The 14900-nt window shown below is 69.0% G+C and carries 12 protein-coding genes; 7 read left to right on the top strand and 5 right to left on the bottom strand.

The window, feature by feature from the left end; all coding sequences use genetic code 11:
* Positions 1–201 precede the first annotated feature (201 nt).
* From BLQ63_RS24250 to BLQ63_RS24230, 5 genes are all read right to left on the bottom strand, one after another.
* The gene (locus tag BLQ63_RS24250; protein ID WP_091040124.1) at positions 202–1842 is read right to left on the bottom strand and encodes a hypothetical protein; all 1641 of its coding nucleotides are present in this window, start codon (positions 1840–1842) and stop codon (positions 202–204) included.
* A 2-nt stretch (positions 1843–1844) separates the two neighbouring features.
* A complete protein-coding gene (locus tag BLQ63_RS28625) occupies positions 1845–2555 on the bottom strand; it encodes a hypothetical protein (protein ID WP_091040123.1) in 711 nt (236 codons plus the stop codon).
* A gap of 20 nt (positions 2556–2575) precedes the next feature.
* A complete protein-coding gene (locus BLQ63_RS24240; protein ID WP_091040122.1) occupies positions 2576–2899 on the bottom strand; it encodes a hypothetical protein in 324 nt (107 codons plus the stop codon).
* A gap of 358 nt (positions 2900–3257) precedes the next feature.
* On the bottom strand, positions 3258–4325 hold the full coding sequence (locus tag BLQ63_RS24235) for an MHYT domain-containing protein (RefSeq protein ID WP_091040121.1): 1068 nt from the start codon (positions 4323–4325) through the stop codon (positions 3258–3260).
* Positions 4326–4408: 83 nt separating this feature from the next.
* Positions 4409–5218, bottom strand: a complete 810-nt coding sequence (locus BLQ63_RS24230) for an MHYT domain-containing protein (protein ID WP_091040120.1) — start codon at positions 5216–5218, stop codon at positions 4409–4411.
* A gap of 636 nt (positions 5219–5854) precedes the next feature.
* Here BLQ63_RS24230 and BLQ63_RS24225 point away from each other — a divergent pair.
* The 7 genes from BLQ63_RS24225 to BLQ63_RS24195 all read left to right on the top strand — a co-directional run bounded on the left by BLQ63_RS24225 (position 5855) and on the right by BLQ63_RS24195 (position 13881).
* On the top strand, positions 5855–9013 hold the full coding sequence (locus BLQ63_RS24225; RefSeq protein ID WP_091040119.1) for a nitrate- and nitrite sensing domain-containing protein: 3159 nt from the start codon (positions 5855–5857) through the stop codon (positions 9011–9013).
* Between the two features lie 45 nt (positions 9014–9058).
* Entirely contained in the window at positions 9059–9457 is a 399-nt protein-coding gene (locus BLQ63_RS24220) for a roadblock/LC7 domain-containing protein (RefSeq protein ID WP_091040118.1), read from the top strand.
* Between the two features lie 217 nt (positions 9458–9674).
* Positions 9675–10052 (top strand): DUF742 domain-containing protein, encoded by a 378-nt coding sequence (locus BLQ63_RS24215; RefSeq protein ID WP_091040117.1) that lies wholly within the window; start codon positions 9675–9677, stop codon positions 10050–10052.
* Positions 10053–10058: 6 nt separating this feature from the next.
* The gene (locus BLQ63_RS24210) at positions 10059–10646 is read left to right on the top strand and encodes a GTP-binding protein (protein ID WP_091040116.1); all 588 of its coding nucleotides are present in this window, start codon (positions 10059–10061) and stop codon (positions 10644–10646) included.
* A 387-nt stretch (positions 10647–11033) separates the two neighbouring features.
* A complete protein-coding gene (locus tag BLQ63_RS24205; protein ID WP_091040115.1) occupies positions 11034–11360 on the top strand; it encodes a hypothetical protein in 327 nt (108 codons plus the stop codon).
* Positions 11360–12517: a hypothetical protein gene (locus tag BLQ63_RS24200; protein WP_091040114.1), complete on the top strand. Its 1158-nt coding sequence runs from the start codon at positions 11360–11362 to the stop codon at positions 12515–12517. Before BLQ63_RS24205 ends, BLQ63_RS24200 begins: the two co-directional genes overlap by 1 nt.
* Positions 12518–12792: 275 nt before the next feature.
* Entirely contained in the window at positions 12793–13881 is a 1089-nt protein-coding gene (locus BLQ63_RS24195; protein WP_143015068.1) for a hypothetical protein, read from the top strand.
* The last annotated feature ends 1019 nt before the right edge of the window (positions 13882–14900 follow it).

Raw genomic sequence — 14900 nt, 5'->3', positions numbered from 1 at the left:
TCGCCCGCAGGTCATCGGCGAACGCTTGGCTGGGGCCGGACTGCCGCCTGCGGTACGGCCGTCGCTTCCGAACCTCCCGCCGAGGCCGGGCCTTCCGATCGCGGACATGGTCGTGCCCGCCCGACGTGAGTTTGCGACGGAGCCGGGCGGGCACGGGTCGAAAGCCCCGGGCCGTCACCGGCCCGGGGCTGCATCCCTTAGTCAGACAAGGGGATCGTCGTCGTCGTTGAAGCGGGCGGTGCCCCAGACGTCCTCGTCCTCGGTGAGCCACGTGGCGCGGCCCTCCTCGTCCTCGTTGCCCGCACCGGCGCCGCGGCCACCGCCGCCGGCGCCCATCATGGCGCCCGCGCCGCCGCGCGCACCGGCCCCCGCGGTCTTGCCGAACAGGCCGGCGCCCTTGCCGACACCCGAACCCGCACCGCGGCCGCCGCCGGCTCCGGCGCCCACGGCGCCGCCGCCGCCGATGGCCGGGCCGAACAGGCCCGCACCGCCGCCGAGGCTCCCGCCGCCGGCACCGCCGCCCGCACCGACTCCAGCGCCGGTACCGGGCAACGTGGCCGCACCGAGGCCGCCGCCGCCGGCGAGGCCGCCACCGGGCTCATCCTCACCGCCCGTGGTGGACTCCCACGGATTCGCGCCGGTACCGGTCGTGCCGGTGCCGCCGCTGCTGAAGGAAGCCGTTGAGGCGGGGGGATTCAGGCCGGTCGTACCCGAGCTGGTCGGCGAGGCGTTGAAGTCGCCGCCGGAGACCGGTGAGTACGTCGACCCGTCGAGACCGCCCGCGGAGTCGCGGAAACTGGTATCGCCGGAGGGCTCGACCGCCGGCACGAACTCCATGGCCGACACCTCGGCGTCCTGCCAGCGGGCGAGCACGGTGTCGTTCTGCTCGTGGGCGCGCGCCTCGTAGTCCTGCGAACTGGAGTCGTAGTCCTCTTTGGCCCGGGTGTTCCCGTCCTGCTCGGCGAGGCCGGCCGCCTGCGTGCGCAGCTCCTCCTCCGGGGCGTCCGGGCTTTCGGACTTGAGCCGGGTGAAGTGGAATTCGGTCTGGTCGGTGACGTACTGGTTCAGCTCGTCGGCGTACTCGCCGTCGAACCCGCCCAGCTCCATCGCCTTCTTCGTGGAGTCGTCCTCGCCGTCCCAGGCGCAGCCGGTCGCGATCTCGCACTCGCCCGAGCGGAACGGCACCCGGTTGTGGACCGTGGGGTCGGAGAAGATGCCGCCCTCGTCCTCGACCCAGTACTGCGGTGCGGGGTAGGGCAGTTCGTGCGAGTCGCCGCCTTGCAGGGCGTAGATCTCCGAAGCCTTCTGCTCCAGGAGCCCGGCGATGCCGCTGGTGTCATCGCCGATGTCCGCGGTGAGCACCTCGCAGTTGGCGAAGACCTTCTCCATCTGCTCGGCGAACGCGTCGAAGTCGCTGCCCTGCCAGCCGTTCGAGAGCTCGGTAAGGCGGTTCCTCAGGATACTCGCCACGCCGCTTTCGGGGTTTTTGCCGAAGTCGTAGCCGACCAGCAGCCACTGCTCCGACATGGTGCGGAGGGCGTACTGATCAGGATTCTCTTTGGGCCTGATCTGGGTGACCATCGACTGGACCTCATCCTGCGTGGGGGCGGCCGTGCCGCCCGCGACGCAGACGAAGCTCTGGACCTGTCCGGCGACCGGGATCGCCGAGACCAACTTGACCCAGGCCACTTCGGCTTCGGAGTTCGTGTTGGTGCACCCGGAGTTCGGGCAGGGGTCGAGGTTGAGGAAGGTGGCGTCGGCGGAGGTCTGCTGGGAGTCGATCGCCTCCGAACCGGCCATGCCGCCGTAGCCCTCGCTTGCGAATTCGATCTCGTCGCCCATGCTCACTGCACCTCTGCGATCTTGTCGTTGACAATCTGGTTCACCTGCGGCAGATAGGTGTCCACGAGCCACTGGTGCAGTTCTTCAGTGGTGAACGCGAGCGAGGGTTCCCCGCCGCCGCGGAGTCCGAAGTCCTGTGTGTGGTAGATGACGATGTGGCTGACCCACTGGCCGTCGCGGGCGACGACCTCGACATACGGCTGTTCAGCGTCGCCGATCCAGGAGACCAGCGTTCCCTGGTCCCAGGGACCGGTGAACTCCTCGGACTGCGCATCGGTCCATTGCGCCGACTCGGTCTCCGCCGAGGTGACTCGGTCCTCATAAGCGGCGGTGGCCTGGTCCTCGTCTTCGGTGGGGACGATCTTCACCTGGACCTCACCACCACCGCCCATGCCTTCGTTCTCGCCGATGCTGATGAGGCCGTTGCAACCCAGCGCATCGGGGTCAAGGGTGTTGCCGAGTTCGGAATTGCCGGGAGTGCCGCCTTCGGCGTTGGCGCCTCCCCAGCCCTCGATGCCCATCTCATCGGCGAGGGGTTGCAGGTCGTCGAGGACCTCGCAGGCGTTCCAGCCGGACATCTCGGCGTACACGGGGTCGTCGCCGCCGGTGTCGCCCGAGGCGTCGTCGTCGGTGCCGTCGTCGCCGGAGTTGCAGCCCGCCAGCAGGAGCGCGGCGGCGGCCGCGGCGAAGGTCTTGAAGAGCGTGTGCTTCATGAGAGGTGTCAGGTCCTGTTCTACATCTGGGACTCGGTCTGAGCGATCTGGAGGATGTTCAGCTCTTCGGAGTCGGTGTGCAGGCCGAGTGATTCGTTGATCGTGACGATCGCGCCATACAGGTCGGCGCGGAGCATCTGAAAGTTGTTCCAGATCTCCTCGTGCGCGAGCGCGTAGTCCGCGCGGGCCTGCTGCGAGGAGTCGAGAAGGCCGAATCCGGGCTCCACGCCCAGTTCGTTGCCGGTCTGGAGCTTCTCGGTCAACTGCGTGACGAAGTTGAGGCGGGCGACGAGTTCATCGCGAAACGCCTCGAGGTAGGCGGGGTCGAGAACGCGCTGGGCCATCGGGGGATCCTTCACGGGAGTCGGTTTCAGATGATTAGCACCGCTTTTCATGCTAACTGAAAGTCACCGCTCATGTGGTACAGCGAAACCCTCCGCGTGCTTACCCGTTCCCGAACCGTGCGTGCGAAATCGATCACTCACTGCAATGAGGAAGGTGCCCGGTCGCGCCCGACCTGCGGCTTCGATCTCCTTGCAGTGCAACGAGATGTCGCGATATGCGCCGATCGAGTACCGCGCCGGTCCACTTCGCGCGGTCGGATCGCGCTGCGGTGCGTGACGGACCCATATATATAAGGTGCGGGACGGGAACGGCCCCCGTCCATCGGACGGAGGCCGTTCCCGCTGCTTGAGGGTGCGGTTACTGGCGCGGACTCTGCCGCGTGATGTCGAAGTGCTCGGCGGTCTTCCCCAAGTCCGCCTGCTGGAACGAGCGCTGCGCCCGCGAACCCGGCCGGTCGGGGACGATCGGCGGGCCGTCGTTGCTGCCCAGCGGGGCGGCGACGGGCGGTGCCGTGCGCTGGTCCGGGACGTAGCCCGAGCTGCGCTCGGTGCGGTTGCGGACCCGCCCGGCGCCCGGTCGGGGGCGCTGGGACCGCATGCGCTCCACCGGGATCGCGCCGGTCGAGGTCGGCAGCGGCTCGTCGTCCCCCACCTCGATCCCGAGCTGGTCGCGCTTGGTGACCATCTTCGGCTGCGTTCCCATGAGCGCGAACAGGAGCACGATGATGCCGATCGTCGCGACCCCGAGGATCGGCAGGATGAGCATGATCGGGTCGATGCCCGGGACGGCGTTGAGGCCCTCGTCGTAGACGGTGACGCGCACGCCCGCCATGCCCGTGTAGTGCATGCTGCACACGGCGATGCCCATGATGACCGCGGCGGCCGTCTGCCAGCGCCAGCCGTCGAGGTACATGCCGCAGAACAGCGCTGCGGTCGCGGCGACCACGGCGACGACCACGGAGGCGATGAAGTAGTCGCGGTCGTGGCTGATGTGGCCGGAGACGTTGATGGCGGCCATGCCGGAGTAGTGCATGATGACCACGCCGATGCCGGTCAGCGGGCCGGCGATGAGGATCTTCCCGACGGTGCCCTTGCGGCCGGTGCCGGCCACGAGCAGGCCGAAGAACACGGCGCCGATCGAGGCGACGAGGCTCAGGAACGTCTTGAACGGGTCGTAGGCGATGTCGGACTCGACGACCTTGAAGCCGATCATGGCGGTGAAGTGCATCATCCAGATGGCGGTGCCGCCCAAGGCGAACGCCGCGAGGGCGATCCACTGGACGCGTTTGCGGGCGGACTTGACCGTCCCATCCTGCCTGCGGGCCTGGGTCATGCACATGAGCGCCAGGATCGAACCCGCGAAGGCGAACCCGAAGGCCATGATGGGATTGATCCAGCCGTAAGTGAAGTGACTGACGTGTTCCACCGTTGGTCTTCCTCCCCGGGCTCGGGCCCGTATCCGGAATGTCGCGCGATTTTTGCGATCTGCGCGGTTCGAAACTTATACGACTACTGTCCGGCGGCATCCGCAAGACGGACAGTTGCACTAGGACGGTCATTTCGCTCGTGTGCCCCATGATCGAGCGAAGGCGACGCGAGCACCCCGAACACCATCCCGACGATCGAGATGAGAGCGAGGAGCAGGATGGGCAGGAGCAGCACCAGGGGGCTGATGCCGGTGATGTCGGCGCTCGCCGGGCCTTCGACCCGGACGGCCGCCATGCCGGTGTAGTGCATGCCCACGACCGCGACGCTCATGACGGCCGAGGCCAGGGTCATGGTGCCGCGCCGCGAGACGACGGCGGTGAAGCGGAGGGCGACCGTGGAGGCGACCACCGCGACGGCGGCCGAGGCCGCGACCAGCGCCGGCTCGTAGGCGACCCGCCCGCCCGTCGCGACCGCGGCCATGCCGGTGTAGTGCATCCCGACCACGCCCGCGCCGCACACCAGTCCGCCGAGGACCAAGCGCGGCCAGCCAGCGCGCTCGCCGCCGGAGACGAACAACCCGAGGCCGACCGCCAGTACCGCCAAGGCGGCCGAGGCGGCGGTGAGCGCCGGGTCGTACGCGAGGTCGGCGCCGGTGACGGTGAAGCCGATCATCGCGATGAAGTGCATCATCCAGATGCCGATTCCACCGATGGCCAGGGCGGCCAACAGAATCCAGCGGAAGCGTCCTCCGGCGGTGGGGGCGGCGCGGGCGAAGCGGGACGCGGACAGGCCGAGGTACGACCCGGCCGCGGCGAAGGCGAGGCCCATTGCCGGATTGAGCCAGCCGTAAGTGAAGTGTCGGTGCTCGAGTGTGACTGCGAGCAGGTCCATGGGGCTACCTCCTGGAAGGCGTCGTGGGTCTACGGTGCCTGAGCAGAGGGTGCGGTCTGTCGCACAGACTGTGCGAGTCGTGCCGGCGTCGGAGGAGCGTACGGCGGATCCGCCCGGAGATCGTGTTCACAACGTGGCGCTGCGTGCCCGGGCCAAGGCGGCGAAACGGTCGCCACGGAGCGTGTTCACAACGGCGCGGCCGGTATCGATGCCGCCGGTTTTCTCCGAGGTGGGCCGTGAGGTGTGAGCCCGACCGTCCGAGTGGTCGGATTTCTTGCCCGATTGGTCGAATACCGTGTAGGCATGTGTCCGAAAGATCAGTGTTTCTTTAGATTCGCCCCGTAACGCCGAGGCTTACGGAGCCGGGTTCAGTACTCCGGTACGCCCCTGGATTTCGCGGCCCATATTCGTCATGATGGAATCTGCTGGGCTTCACATGCCGCCCCCCGTCGCCCCGGCGGCCGGACGGCAGCCGACGCACGCCGTCGGCCCGAGACCGAGCCCGGCCCGGCACGGGCCCTTCGGTCTGACACAGAGGACCACCCCAGGAGGCTAGACAAGGTGAGCAAGCGCAGCTCGAACCGTGCGGGTTCAGCGGCTCGACGAGGACCGCTCGGCCTGCCCCGCATCGCCGACATGCGAATCCGGTCAAAGCTGGGACTGATCCTCCTGGTGCCCCTCGTGGTGCTGGTGGCCGTCGCGAGCCTCCGCCTCTACGACCTGGCCGACCGCGTATTCGAGTCGAACGACATGGTGGACCTCGTCGGCTTCAACGCCGTGACCGCCGACCTGCGGTACAACCTCCAGAAGGAGCGCTCGCTGCTGGTCACGAACCTGCGGCTCGACAAGGACCACGTCGAAGGCATCGACAAGTCCCTGTACGACGAGTCCGCGGTCGCCGCCCAGCAGTCCGAGACCGACCAGGCCCTCGACAGCTTCAACGAGAAGGCCGACACCCTCCCGTCGCTCTCCGACGACATCGACAACCGCATCGACGCCGTCCGCACCCAGTACGAGAGCCTCGTCCAGATCCGCCAGAACGCGGCCGAGAACCCCGGCGACACCTCGGTCGACGCGACCTCGCGCGTCTACCAGCGGCTCGTCGCCGAACTGGTGACCATCACCGACATCTCCTCGCGCATCGTCAACGACCCCGACATCGCCCGGAACCTCCAGGCCATCGCCGCCGCCACCACCATCCTCGAGACCCTCGAGGAAGAGCGCTCGATCGCCATCAACGTCGGCAACGACCAGCAGTTCATCAACAACACGCGCTGGCAGAACTTCATCGCCTACGCGAAGCTGCGCGAGTCGGCCGAGGACGAGTTCAAGACCGTCGCCAACCGCGACGAGCAGCTCGCGTTCTTCTTCAGCGAGGGCGGCCTGAACACCGAGTCGGCCGAGCCCGCGCTGACGTTCGAGAACACCGCGATCAACGCCGGCACGGACAAGCCGCTGACGGTCAACGCCGAGATCATCGACTCGTACAACGCGATCCTCGAGAACGGCCTGAACTACATCACCAGCGAGTCCGAGGAAGTCCTCGAGAGCGCCCGAACCGACCGCGACCAGCAGATCTTCCAGCTGCTCCTCGAGGCCGTGCTCATCTTGGCGGCGTTCGTCATCGCGACCGTGATCGCCCTGCTCATCGCCCGCAACATGGCGACCGGGCTGCGGCGGCTGCGCGAGGGCGCGCTCGACGTGGCGCACGTCAGCCTGCCGCAGGCGGTGGCGCAGATGCGCGACGCCGAGACGATCGGCAACCGGACACCGGACGAAGTGGCCGCCGATACCGGCGCGGTGATCGACATCGATCAGCGCGACGAGATCGGCAACGTGGCCCACTCGTTCAACATCGTCCACACCGAGGCGATCCGCATCGCGGCCGAGCAGGCCGCCCTGCGCGCCAACGTCTCCCAGATGTTCATCAACCTGGCCCGCCGCTCCCAGAACCTCGTCGACCGCCTCATCGGCCACCTCGACCACCTGGAGCGCGGCGAGGAGAACCCGGACCGCCTGGCCGAGCTGTTCCAGCTCGACCACCTCGCGACCCGCATGCGCCGCAACGACGAGAACCTCCTGGTCCTCGCCGGCGCGGACTCCACCCGCCAGGAGCGCTACCCCGCGCCGGTCGGCGACATCCTCCAGGCCGCCCAGTCCGAGGTCGAGCAGTACACCCGCATCGAGTTCGGCAACCTGGAGGCCGAGCGGGAGATCAAGCCCGCCGCCGTCAACGACCTCGTGCACCTCATCGCCGAGCTCATGGACAACGCGACCGCGTTCTCCCCGCCGGAGTCCCCGGTCCTGGTCGAGGCCGAGCAGATGCGCACCGCCGAGAGCCCCCTGGGGGCGCTCCGGGTCCGCATCAACGACATCGGCATCGGCATGCCGCCCGCGCAGCTCGACGACATCAACCGCCAGCTGTCGGAGTCGGCCGACGCCATCGACCTCGCCTCCTCGCGCATGATGGGCCTGGTCGTGGTCGCCCGCCTGGCCAAGCGCCACGACGTCCGCGTCGAACTGCGCCCCGGCGAGCACCGCGGCACGGTCGCCGAGGTGATCCTGGGCGATGCGGTCCTGACCGAGCCCCGGCTGCCCGAGCGCGGCCTGCGCTCCGGCGTCCCGCTCGACGGCGGCGAGAACCTCTCCATCCAGGGCCGCGACGGCGCGACCCGCGGCGAACTGCTCTCCGGCATGGAGTCGACCGGCGCCCTGCCGCGAGTCCCCGAGAGCCCCGCCGGACTGTTCGACATGCCGCCGTCAGGGCAGCAGTCGCCCCAGCCCCAGCCCACGCCGCCGGTGTGGCAGCCCAGCGCCCCGCCGATGCAGTCGCGCCCGCAGATGCAGCCCCACCCCGTGGAGCCCTTGACGGGCGAGCACCAGCTCCACCGCCAGCAGGTTCCGCAGCAGCAGTCGATGCAGACCGACGTCGACGAGGAACCGGGCTTCATGTTCCGCCCCGGCTCCAACGCGGACGAGCGCAAGGCCAACGGCAAGGTCATGGAAGTGACCGGGGAGATCGTCTCCTCCGAGCACGTGGCGCTGCCCAAGATCCAGCTGGAGGCGTGGACCCCCGAGCCCGAGCCGGTCCCGCCGTCGTGGCCCGACGTGGCCGCCGGCCCCGGCGGCACCGAGGCCCCGCGCCAGGCGAAGCGCGGCGACCGCGTGTCCGCTCTGGACGCGACCACGGAGCTGCCGATCTTCCGCGAGGTCGAATCGGCCTGGTTCAAGGCCGTGACGCCCGCGCCCAAGCCCGTCGAAGAGGAGGCCCCGTCCTCCGGTCCCTCCGCCGAAACGGCCCCCGCGCCGTCCGCGCGGACGGCCCCCGAGACGCGTTCGGAGGTGGCGGAGCCCTCGGCACCGCGCTACGCTGACCAGTCAGGTGCGGACGATTCCACTGCCCCGGCTTGGGACGCGGCGCCGCCCTCCCCTCCGCAGCCCACGGAAGGCCCGACCATGCAGAGCAGCCCCGCCGACGAGTCGCCGGTTGCCTCTGGCCTGGAACGGCGCCGCCTCAACACCGCCTCCGAGACCGACTCCGGTTCGTACGCCTGGCGCACGGCGGCCGACGACGGCTGGCAGCGGGTCGACAACGCCTTCGCCGATACCGTCGTCGACGAGACGACCTCGGCGGGACTTCCCAAACGCAAGCCGATGGACCGCCTGGTTCCCGGCGCCGTGGAGGAATCTCAGGAGACCGTCAGCGCGCAGAAGCGCAACCCCGAGGGCATTCGGGGCCTGCTGTCGGCCTATCACCGTGGGGTGCAGCGAGGACGTGGCAATGACGGTAACTGAGTCGCTGAACCGCAACACGGAAGACGCTACTAAGGAGCGCAAACGATGAGCACTGGTGGAACCACGGTCCAGGACCTGGGCTGGCTGCTGGCCGGCTTCGCCGAACGCGTGCCGGGAGTGGCGCACGCCGTGGCGGTCAGCGCCGACGGGCTGCTGCTGGCGTCCTCACGGGACCTCCCCAGGGACCGGGCCGACCAGTTGTCGGCGGTGACCTCGGGTCTGGTGAGCCTGACCCAGGGCGCGTCCCGCTGCTTCGAGGGCGGCGCCGTCCTCCAGACGGTGGTCGAGATGGACCGTGGCTTCCTGTTCCTCATGTCCATCAGCGACGGCTCCTCCTTCGCGGTGCTGGCATCGAAGAACTGCGACGTGGGCCAGGTCGGCTACGAGATGGCCCTCCTGGTCGACCGGGTCGGCCAGGCGCTGACGCCTTCGGCCCGAAGCTGATCCGGGCCGCGGCCGGTGCACGATTGGCGCACGGGCGTGCGGCACGGTAGGCTCCATTCGAGCGAACGCAGCACGAGTGGGACGAACTGAACAACCTACCCCTCCGTCGCATCCCCAGGCGACGGGCCGGTGCCGCCCCTGGCACCCGGTACATGGATAACTGACAAGACTGCGGCACAAGGATTGTGGGATCTGCGGGTCGCGGTTGGAGGTAACAATGGTCCTCGGTGGTGATGAGCCGACCGGCTCACTCGTCAGACCGTACGCGGTCACACGCGGCCGTACGCGGCCACAATTGGAGATCGCCCTCGAAGCGCTGGTGGAGACCACCGCCAGAGGCAGGTCCGGGCAATTCCTCGGCGGCCGGGAGCAGAAGGTGATCGTCGACCTGTGCGGCGGCCGTCTGCAATCGCTCGCGGAGATCGCCGCACGCATGGAGGTGCCGCTCGGCGTCGCCCGCGTGCTGGTCGCCGACATGGCGGCCGACGGCTTGTTGGCAGTGCACGCACCCACCGGTTTCGACGCCGAAGACGCCGATGGATCGGTCGGAACCGAGCTCCTTGAGCGCGTTCTCAGTGGACTCAGGAGGCTATAGACCCTAATGAACTCACCCGCAGACACCTCTCGTGTGACCTCTGCCAAGATCGTCATCGCCGGGGGCTTCGGCGTAGGCAAGACGACCTTGGTCGGATCGGTCTCCGAGATCACCCCGTTGACGACCGAGGCGATCATGACCTCGGCCTCGGAAGGCGTCGACGACAACAACCTGGTGCCCGACAAGGCGACGACCACGGTGGCGATGGACTTCGGTCGTATCACCATCGACCAGGACCTCATCCTGTACCTGTTCGGCACGCCCGGCCAGACCCGGTTCTGGTTCATGTGGGACGAGCTGGTGCGCGGCGCCATCGGCGCCATCGTCCTGGTCGACACCCGCCGTCTCGCCGACTGCTTCTCGGTGATCGACTTCTTCGAGCACCGCAAGCTGCCCTACCTGGTGGCGGTGAACTGCTTCGACGGCAAGCAGCTCCACGAGGTGCAGGACATCCGCGACGCGCTCCAGATCTCCCCCGAGGTCCCCGTCGTCTACACGGACGCCCGCAACCGCGAGTCCACCAAGCAGGTGCTCATCAAGCTCGTCGAATACGTGCTCTCGATGCGGCGCACCCGCACCGTCGGCGTCCGCTAAGTGCCCACAACTGGACGTACGACCGCGAATTGACACCCGGTGACGCTTTCGAGCCGAGCATGAGCACTGCCGGCGAGGCTCGCGAGCCGCAATCGGGTGAAGTCTAGGCTGACCCAATCCACCTGGACCATGTGCGAAAGGGCCTGAGGCGATCCGCCTCGGGCCCTTCGCCGTGCGCGGCGAAAGTCCCCGCCGGAGGCCCGCCGGTTCATGCCGAGCACGCCCGCCCTTCGCCGGCCGTTCCCTTCGGCGACACCCCTGGGTGATGGCGTGAATGCCCTAAGCTCGACCTCGTGTCCGTGCCCCCGCAACCGCGGTCCGGACACCCCCGAAGTGCTCCGGCGGTCCGCTTCCCCCGGCCCGCCCGCCCCCGAACGGAGACCTCTCATGCCCTGGATCGACGTCGACGCCCAGAAGCTGCGCCAAGCCGCCTCGGCACTCCGCGAGACCACCGGCGAGGTCGAGGCCCTCGCCGACTACGCCCACGAGGCCGACCCCGACTGGTGGACGTGGGGCCTCGGCGGCATCCCCTTCGCCGGCCTGTACTTCGGCGTCAGCGAGATGGTGTTCCACCCCGCCCTCAAGGACGCCGGAGAGGCCGTCGAGGGCCTGTGCGCGCGCCTGGAGGCTTGCGCCGACACCCACGAGGACAACGACGCGGCGATCGCGACCGAGCTGGAGAAGCTCGGCTCCGAGATGAAGGGCGACAAGTGATGACCGACCAGGTCGAAGAACCCACCTGGAACGACGGCGCCCTCCCCGAGCAGGCGCAGACCAACGACTGGACCCCCGGCGCCCAGGAGAGCTACGACGCGGTGACCGGCCGCGGCTCCCGCGGCGTCACCTCCGACGACGCGCACTCGGGATTCCACCAGTGGGCGAACCAGCGCCTGGCCGGGTCGGGCAACGACACCGGCCAGAACCGCGCGGGCGACGCCGTCGGCTCCGACGTGCGCGTCAGCGGGCGCGACAGCGACGGCAGCCTGCTCTACAACGGCCGCTCGAACTACTCCAACAGCGGCATGAACATGCTCCACAGCGCGACCGCCCCGATCACGGCCGGACTCAACACCTACAAGAACGTCAGCAAGATCGAGGGCCTGTCCGACTGGGACGGCATCGCCAACGCCGTCACCGGCCTCGCCGGCGACATCGGCTCCGTCATGGACATGGCGAAGAACTACGAGGCCTTCGTCGAGCACATCACCGACCCCAAGTTCGATCCCGTCCAGTGGCTCGCCGGGACCGTCATCGACTTCCTCATCCAGCTGTTCCAGCCCCTCGAGGACCTCGTAGGCATGGTGTCGGGCAACGAGACCCGGATGCGCAAGTCCGCCGAGATGTGGGTCAAGGTCTCCGAGGGGGCGCAGCAGACCGGCGAGTACATCGCCGCGACCGGCGAGGCCGAGCTGGCGTCCTGGGTCGGCGAGGACGGCGACGCCGCCCGCACCCGCGTCGGCGAACTCGGCCAGTCCGTGTCGGTCATGGGCTACGTCGCGATCGGGATGAACGCGCTCCTGCTCCAGATGGCCGACCTCGCGAAGCTCCTGCGACAGGACATCGTCGACCTCATCGCCAAGGGCGTCTCGTGGATGCTGACGGCACTGCTCCCGCAGGTCGCCGCCGGGATCGCCACCTTCGGCGCGACGGTCGCCACCGCGATCGCCAGCGGCATCGCACGCGTCGCCTCCCTGGTCATGAAGGCGCTCAACTCGATCGCGAAGGTGCTGCGGATCGCCGAGGGCGCCGCGAAGGTCGTGTCGACGATCGCTGAGATCCTCGAGAAGATCCGCCCGGTCCTGGACTTCCTGAGGGAGCACCGGACCGCGGTCGTCAACAGCACCCGGATCGCGCAGCAGGCCGTGCAGTGAACTGGGCCTGGCTCCGCGCGCTCGGACTCCAGGCGGCGCCGTACGAGATCGCGGCGCACCCGTTGGGCCGCAGGAGCCGCCAGGTCCTCTCCGAGGACTACTACGCCAAGCGCCGCAGGCGCATCCGCATCCGGCCCTGGACGCGGTCGGTGCGCCTCGGGTCGGCCGGCCCCGACGTCGAGACGCGACGCCCGAGAGGCAGCGGCCTACTCATCCTCGAATCGGACTTCCTGGGCCCCATCACGGAACACGAGGACACGCGACCGTTCACCCCGGTGGTCCTCATCGACGGCGAACCCGCCGCGACCGGCTTCGGCCGCGGCCTGATCGCCCTCGAGCCAGGGGACCACCTCGTACAGATCCAGGCCGGGGCCTCCGCCGGGTACTTCCCGGTATCCATGCGCCCCAACGGATATGTATGGCTCTCCTCCTTCGTGCCACAGCGCCTCGACGCGACGCTGCGGGGAGCGGATTTCCTGCGCCAGTTCCCGATGGCCCCGACGCAGGCGGTCCCGCGCCGGCTCAGCCATCTCATCGACATGCCGGTCAGCACGGCCGCTTTCTTCCTCGGAGCCTTCGCGGGCATCGCCGCTACAACGGCCCTTGATCTCTCCACCTGGATCGCGGCTGCCGGTATGGGAATCTTCGCGACGGCGTCTGCGCTTGCGGCTCAGCAGCTGACATTTCTCGCCCATCGGGCCGCCGTGGCCCGCGCCGAACGCCGCCTGGCCCGGCCGCTGCCGCCCGCAATCCATGCGCCGCAACCCTTTCCGGGCGGCTCCTGGCGCCTGATCGACCCGCAGGACCGGGCCGTGCCTCAAGGTTCGGAAGGCATGGCCGTCTTGCGACTGTGCCTGACCTTCGATCAAACCCCGCACCGACAGGAGCCACACCTCCCGAACACCGCGCCGATCGACATGACCGCGCGGATCGGCGAGGAATACCCCAGGCGACTGCGGCCCTCGATCTTCGGACCGAAGCTCCAGGACGAGAAGCGCGATGCCCGCCGTGCCGCCAAGCGCCGCAGGCAGTTCGGCGAGGCCTACCCGCCCGAGGCCCGGCCCTGGGTCGACGCCCCGCTGGTCGCGGTCGACGGTGAACCCGTCCCGGCCGTCTGGGGGATCAACGAGTACCGGCTTTCCCCTGGCGAGCATCAGATCACGGTCGTGGTGCCACCGCCACCGGAGGTACTGACCGGAGACGCCACCGAGATCGCTCTAGACGACGCGAACGGCGAGTACTCGGCAGACCTGCGAACCGACCGCCCCGCCGTCCTGAACGGCATGGCCCGCATTGAAATGACTCCCGCAGAGTCCGGCTGGGAACTGTCCCGATACTCCGCCTCGTTCACGCTGGAGCCGTGAAGGGGCCCGAGCTGCATCGCGTTCGCGGTTCGAGCAGGCAGCGACGGAGTGGTGGGTGGTGGGGCGAGGGTGTGTCGCTGATCCGGGCGGCGCTGCACTGAAGCTTCGAACGGGCGGCGACGAATGGGTGAGCGGCAGGGCGGGGTAGTTCGCTGATCCCGAAGCGACGCTTCGGGTTGCAGTTCGAGCGGGCGCCGACGGAGCGCTGTGTGGCGGGCCGGGGGTGCATGACCGACTCTGGGCGCCGTCTCGGTTGTGGCTCAAACGGGCGGCGACGAGGCGGTGGGTGGTGGGGCGGGGTGTGTTTCCCGGGTGTTGTTCGGTGGTCGTGGTTTGAAGCGGTGCAGGGCGAATGCGGGGGCTGGGCGCGTTGTTCGTGGCCTTTGGTGTCGGTGGTGGTGCGGGCGTCGCTTCTGGCGGCGGGTGTGGGCGTCGTGGTGGTGGCCGGTCGGGGCTGGTGGGGGCGGGATCGTGCTGTCGCCCCGTGATGTCGCGGGCCGAGCCGAGTCGTGGTGTCTGTGGTGAGTGGCGGGGTCGGTGGCGGCTTTAATCGTCGTCTCAGTTGTGGTTCGAGTGGCACCGATGCGGGGGTGCGTGGCGGGGCGGGGTACTTCGGTGATTCCGAAGCGTCGTTTCGGGTTGCGGTGCGTGTGGGCAGGGGTGAAGTGGTGGGTGGCGGGCCGGGGGTGTGTCGCTGGTCCGGGCGGGGTTGTGCTGGGGCTTCGAGCGGGCAGCGACGAAGCGGTCGGTGGTGGGTCGGGGTGTGTTGCCGGGTGTTGCTCGGTGGTCGTGGTTCGAAGCGGTGCGAGGCGAATGCGGGGCCGGGCGCGTTGTTCGTGGCCTCCGGTGTCGGTGGTGGTGCGGGGTACTTCACCGGTCCCGAAGCGTTGCTTCGGGTTGCGGTTCGGGCGGCGCCGACGGAGCGTTGTGCGGTGGGCCGGGGGTGGGTTGCCGACCTGGGGAGCCGTCTCGGTTGTGGCTCAAACGGGCGGCGATGATGAGGTGGGTGGTGGGCCGGG

It is taken from the genome of Glycomyces harbinensis, assembly GCF_900101745.1.
Taxonomy (GTDB): Bacteria; Actinomycetota; Actinomycetes; order Mycobacteriales; family Micromonosporaceae; genus Glycomyces; species Glycomyces harbinensis.
This window is presented reverse-complemented; position numbering and strand designations above follow the sequence as displayed.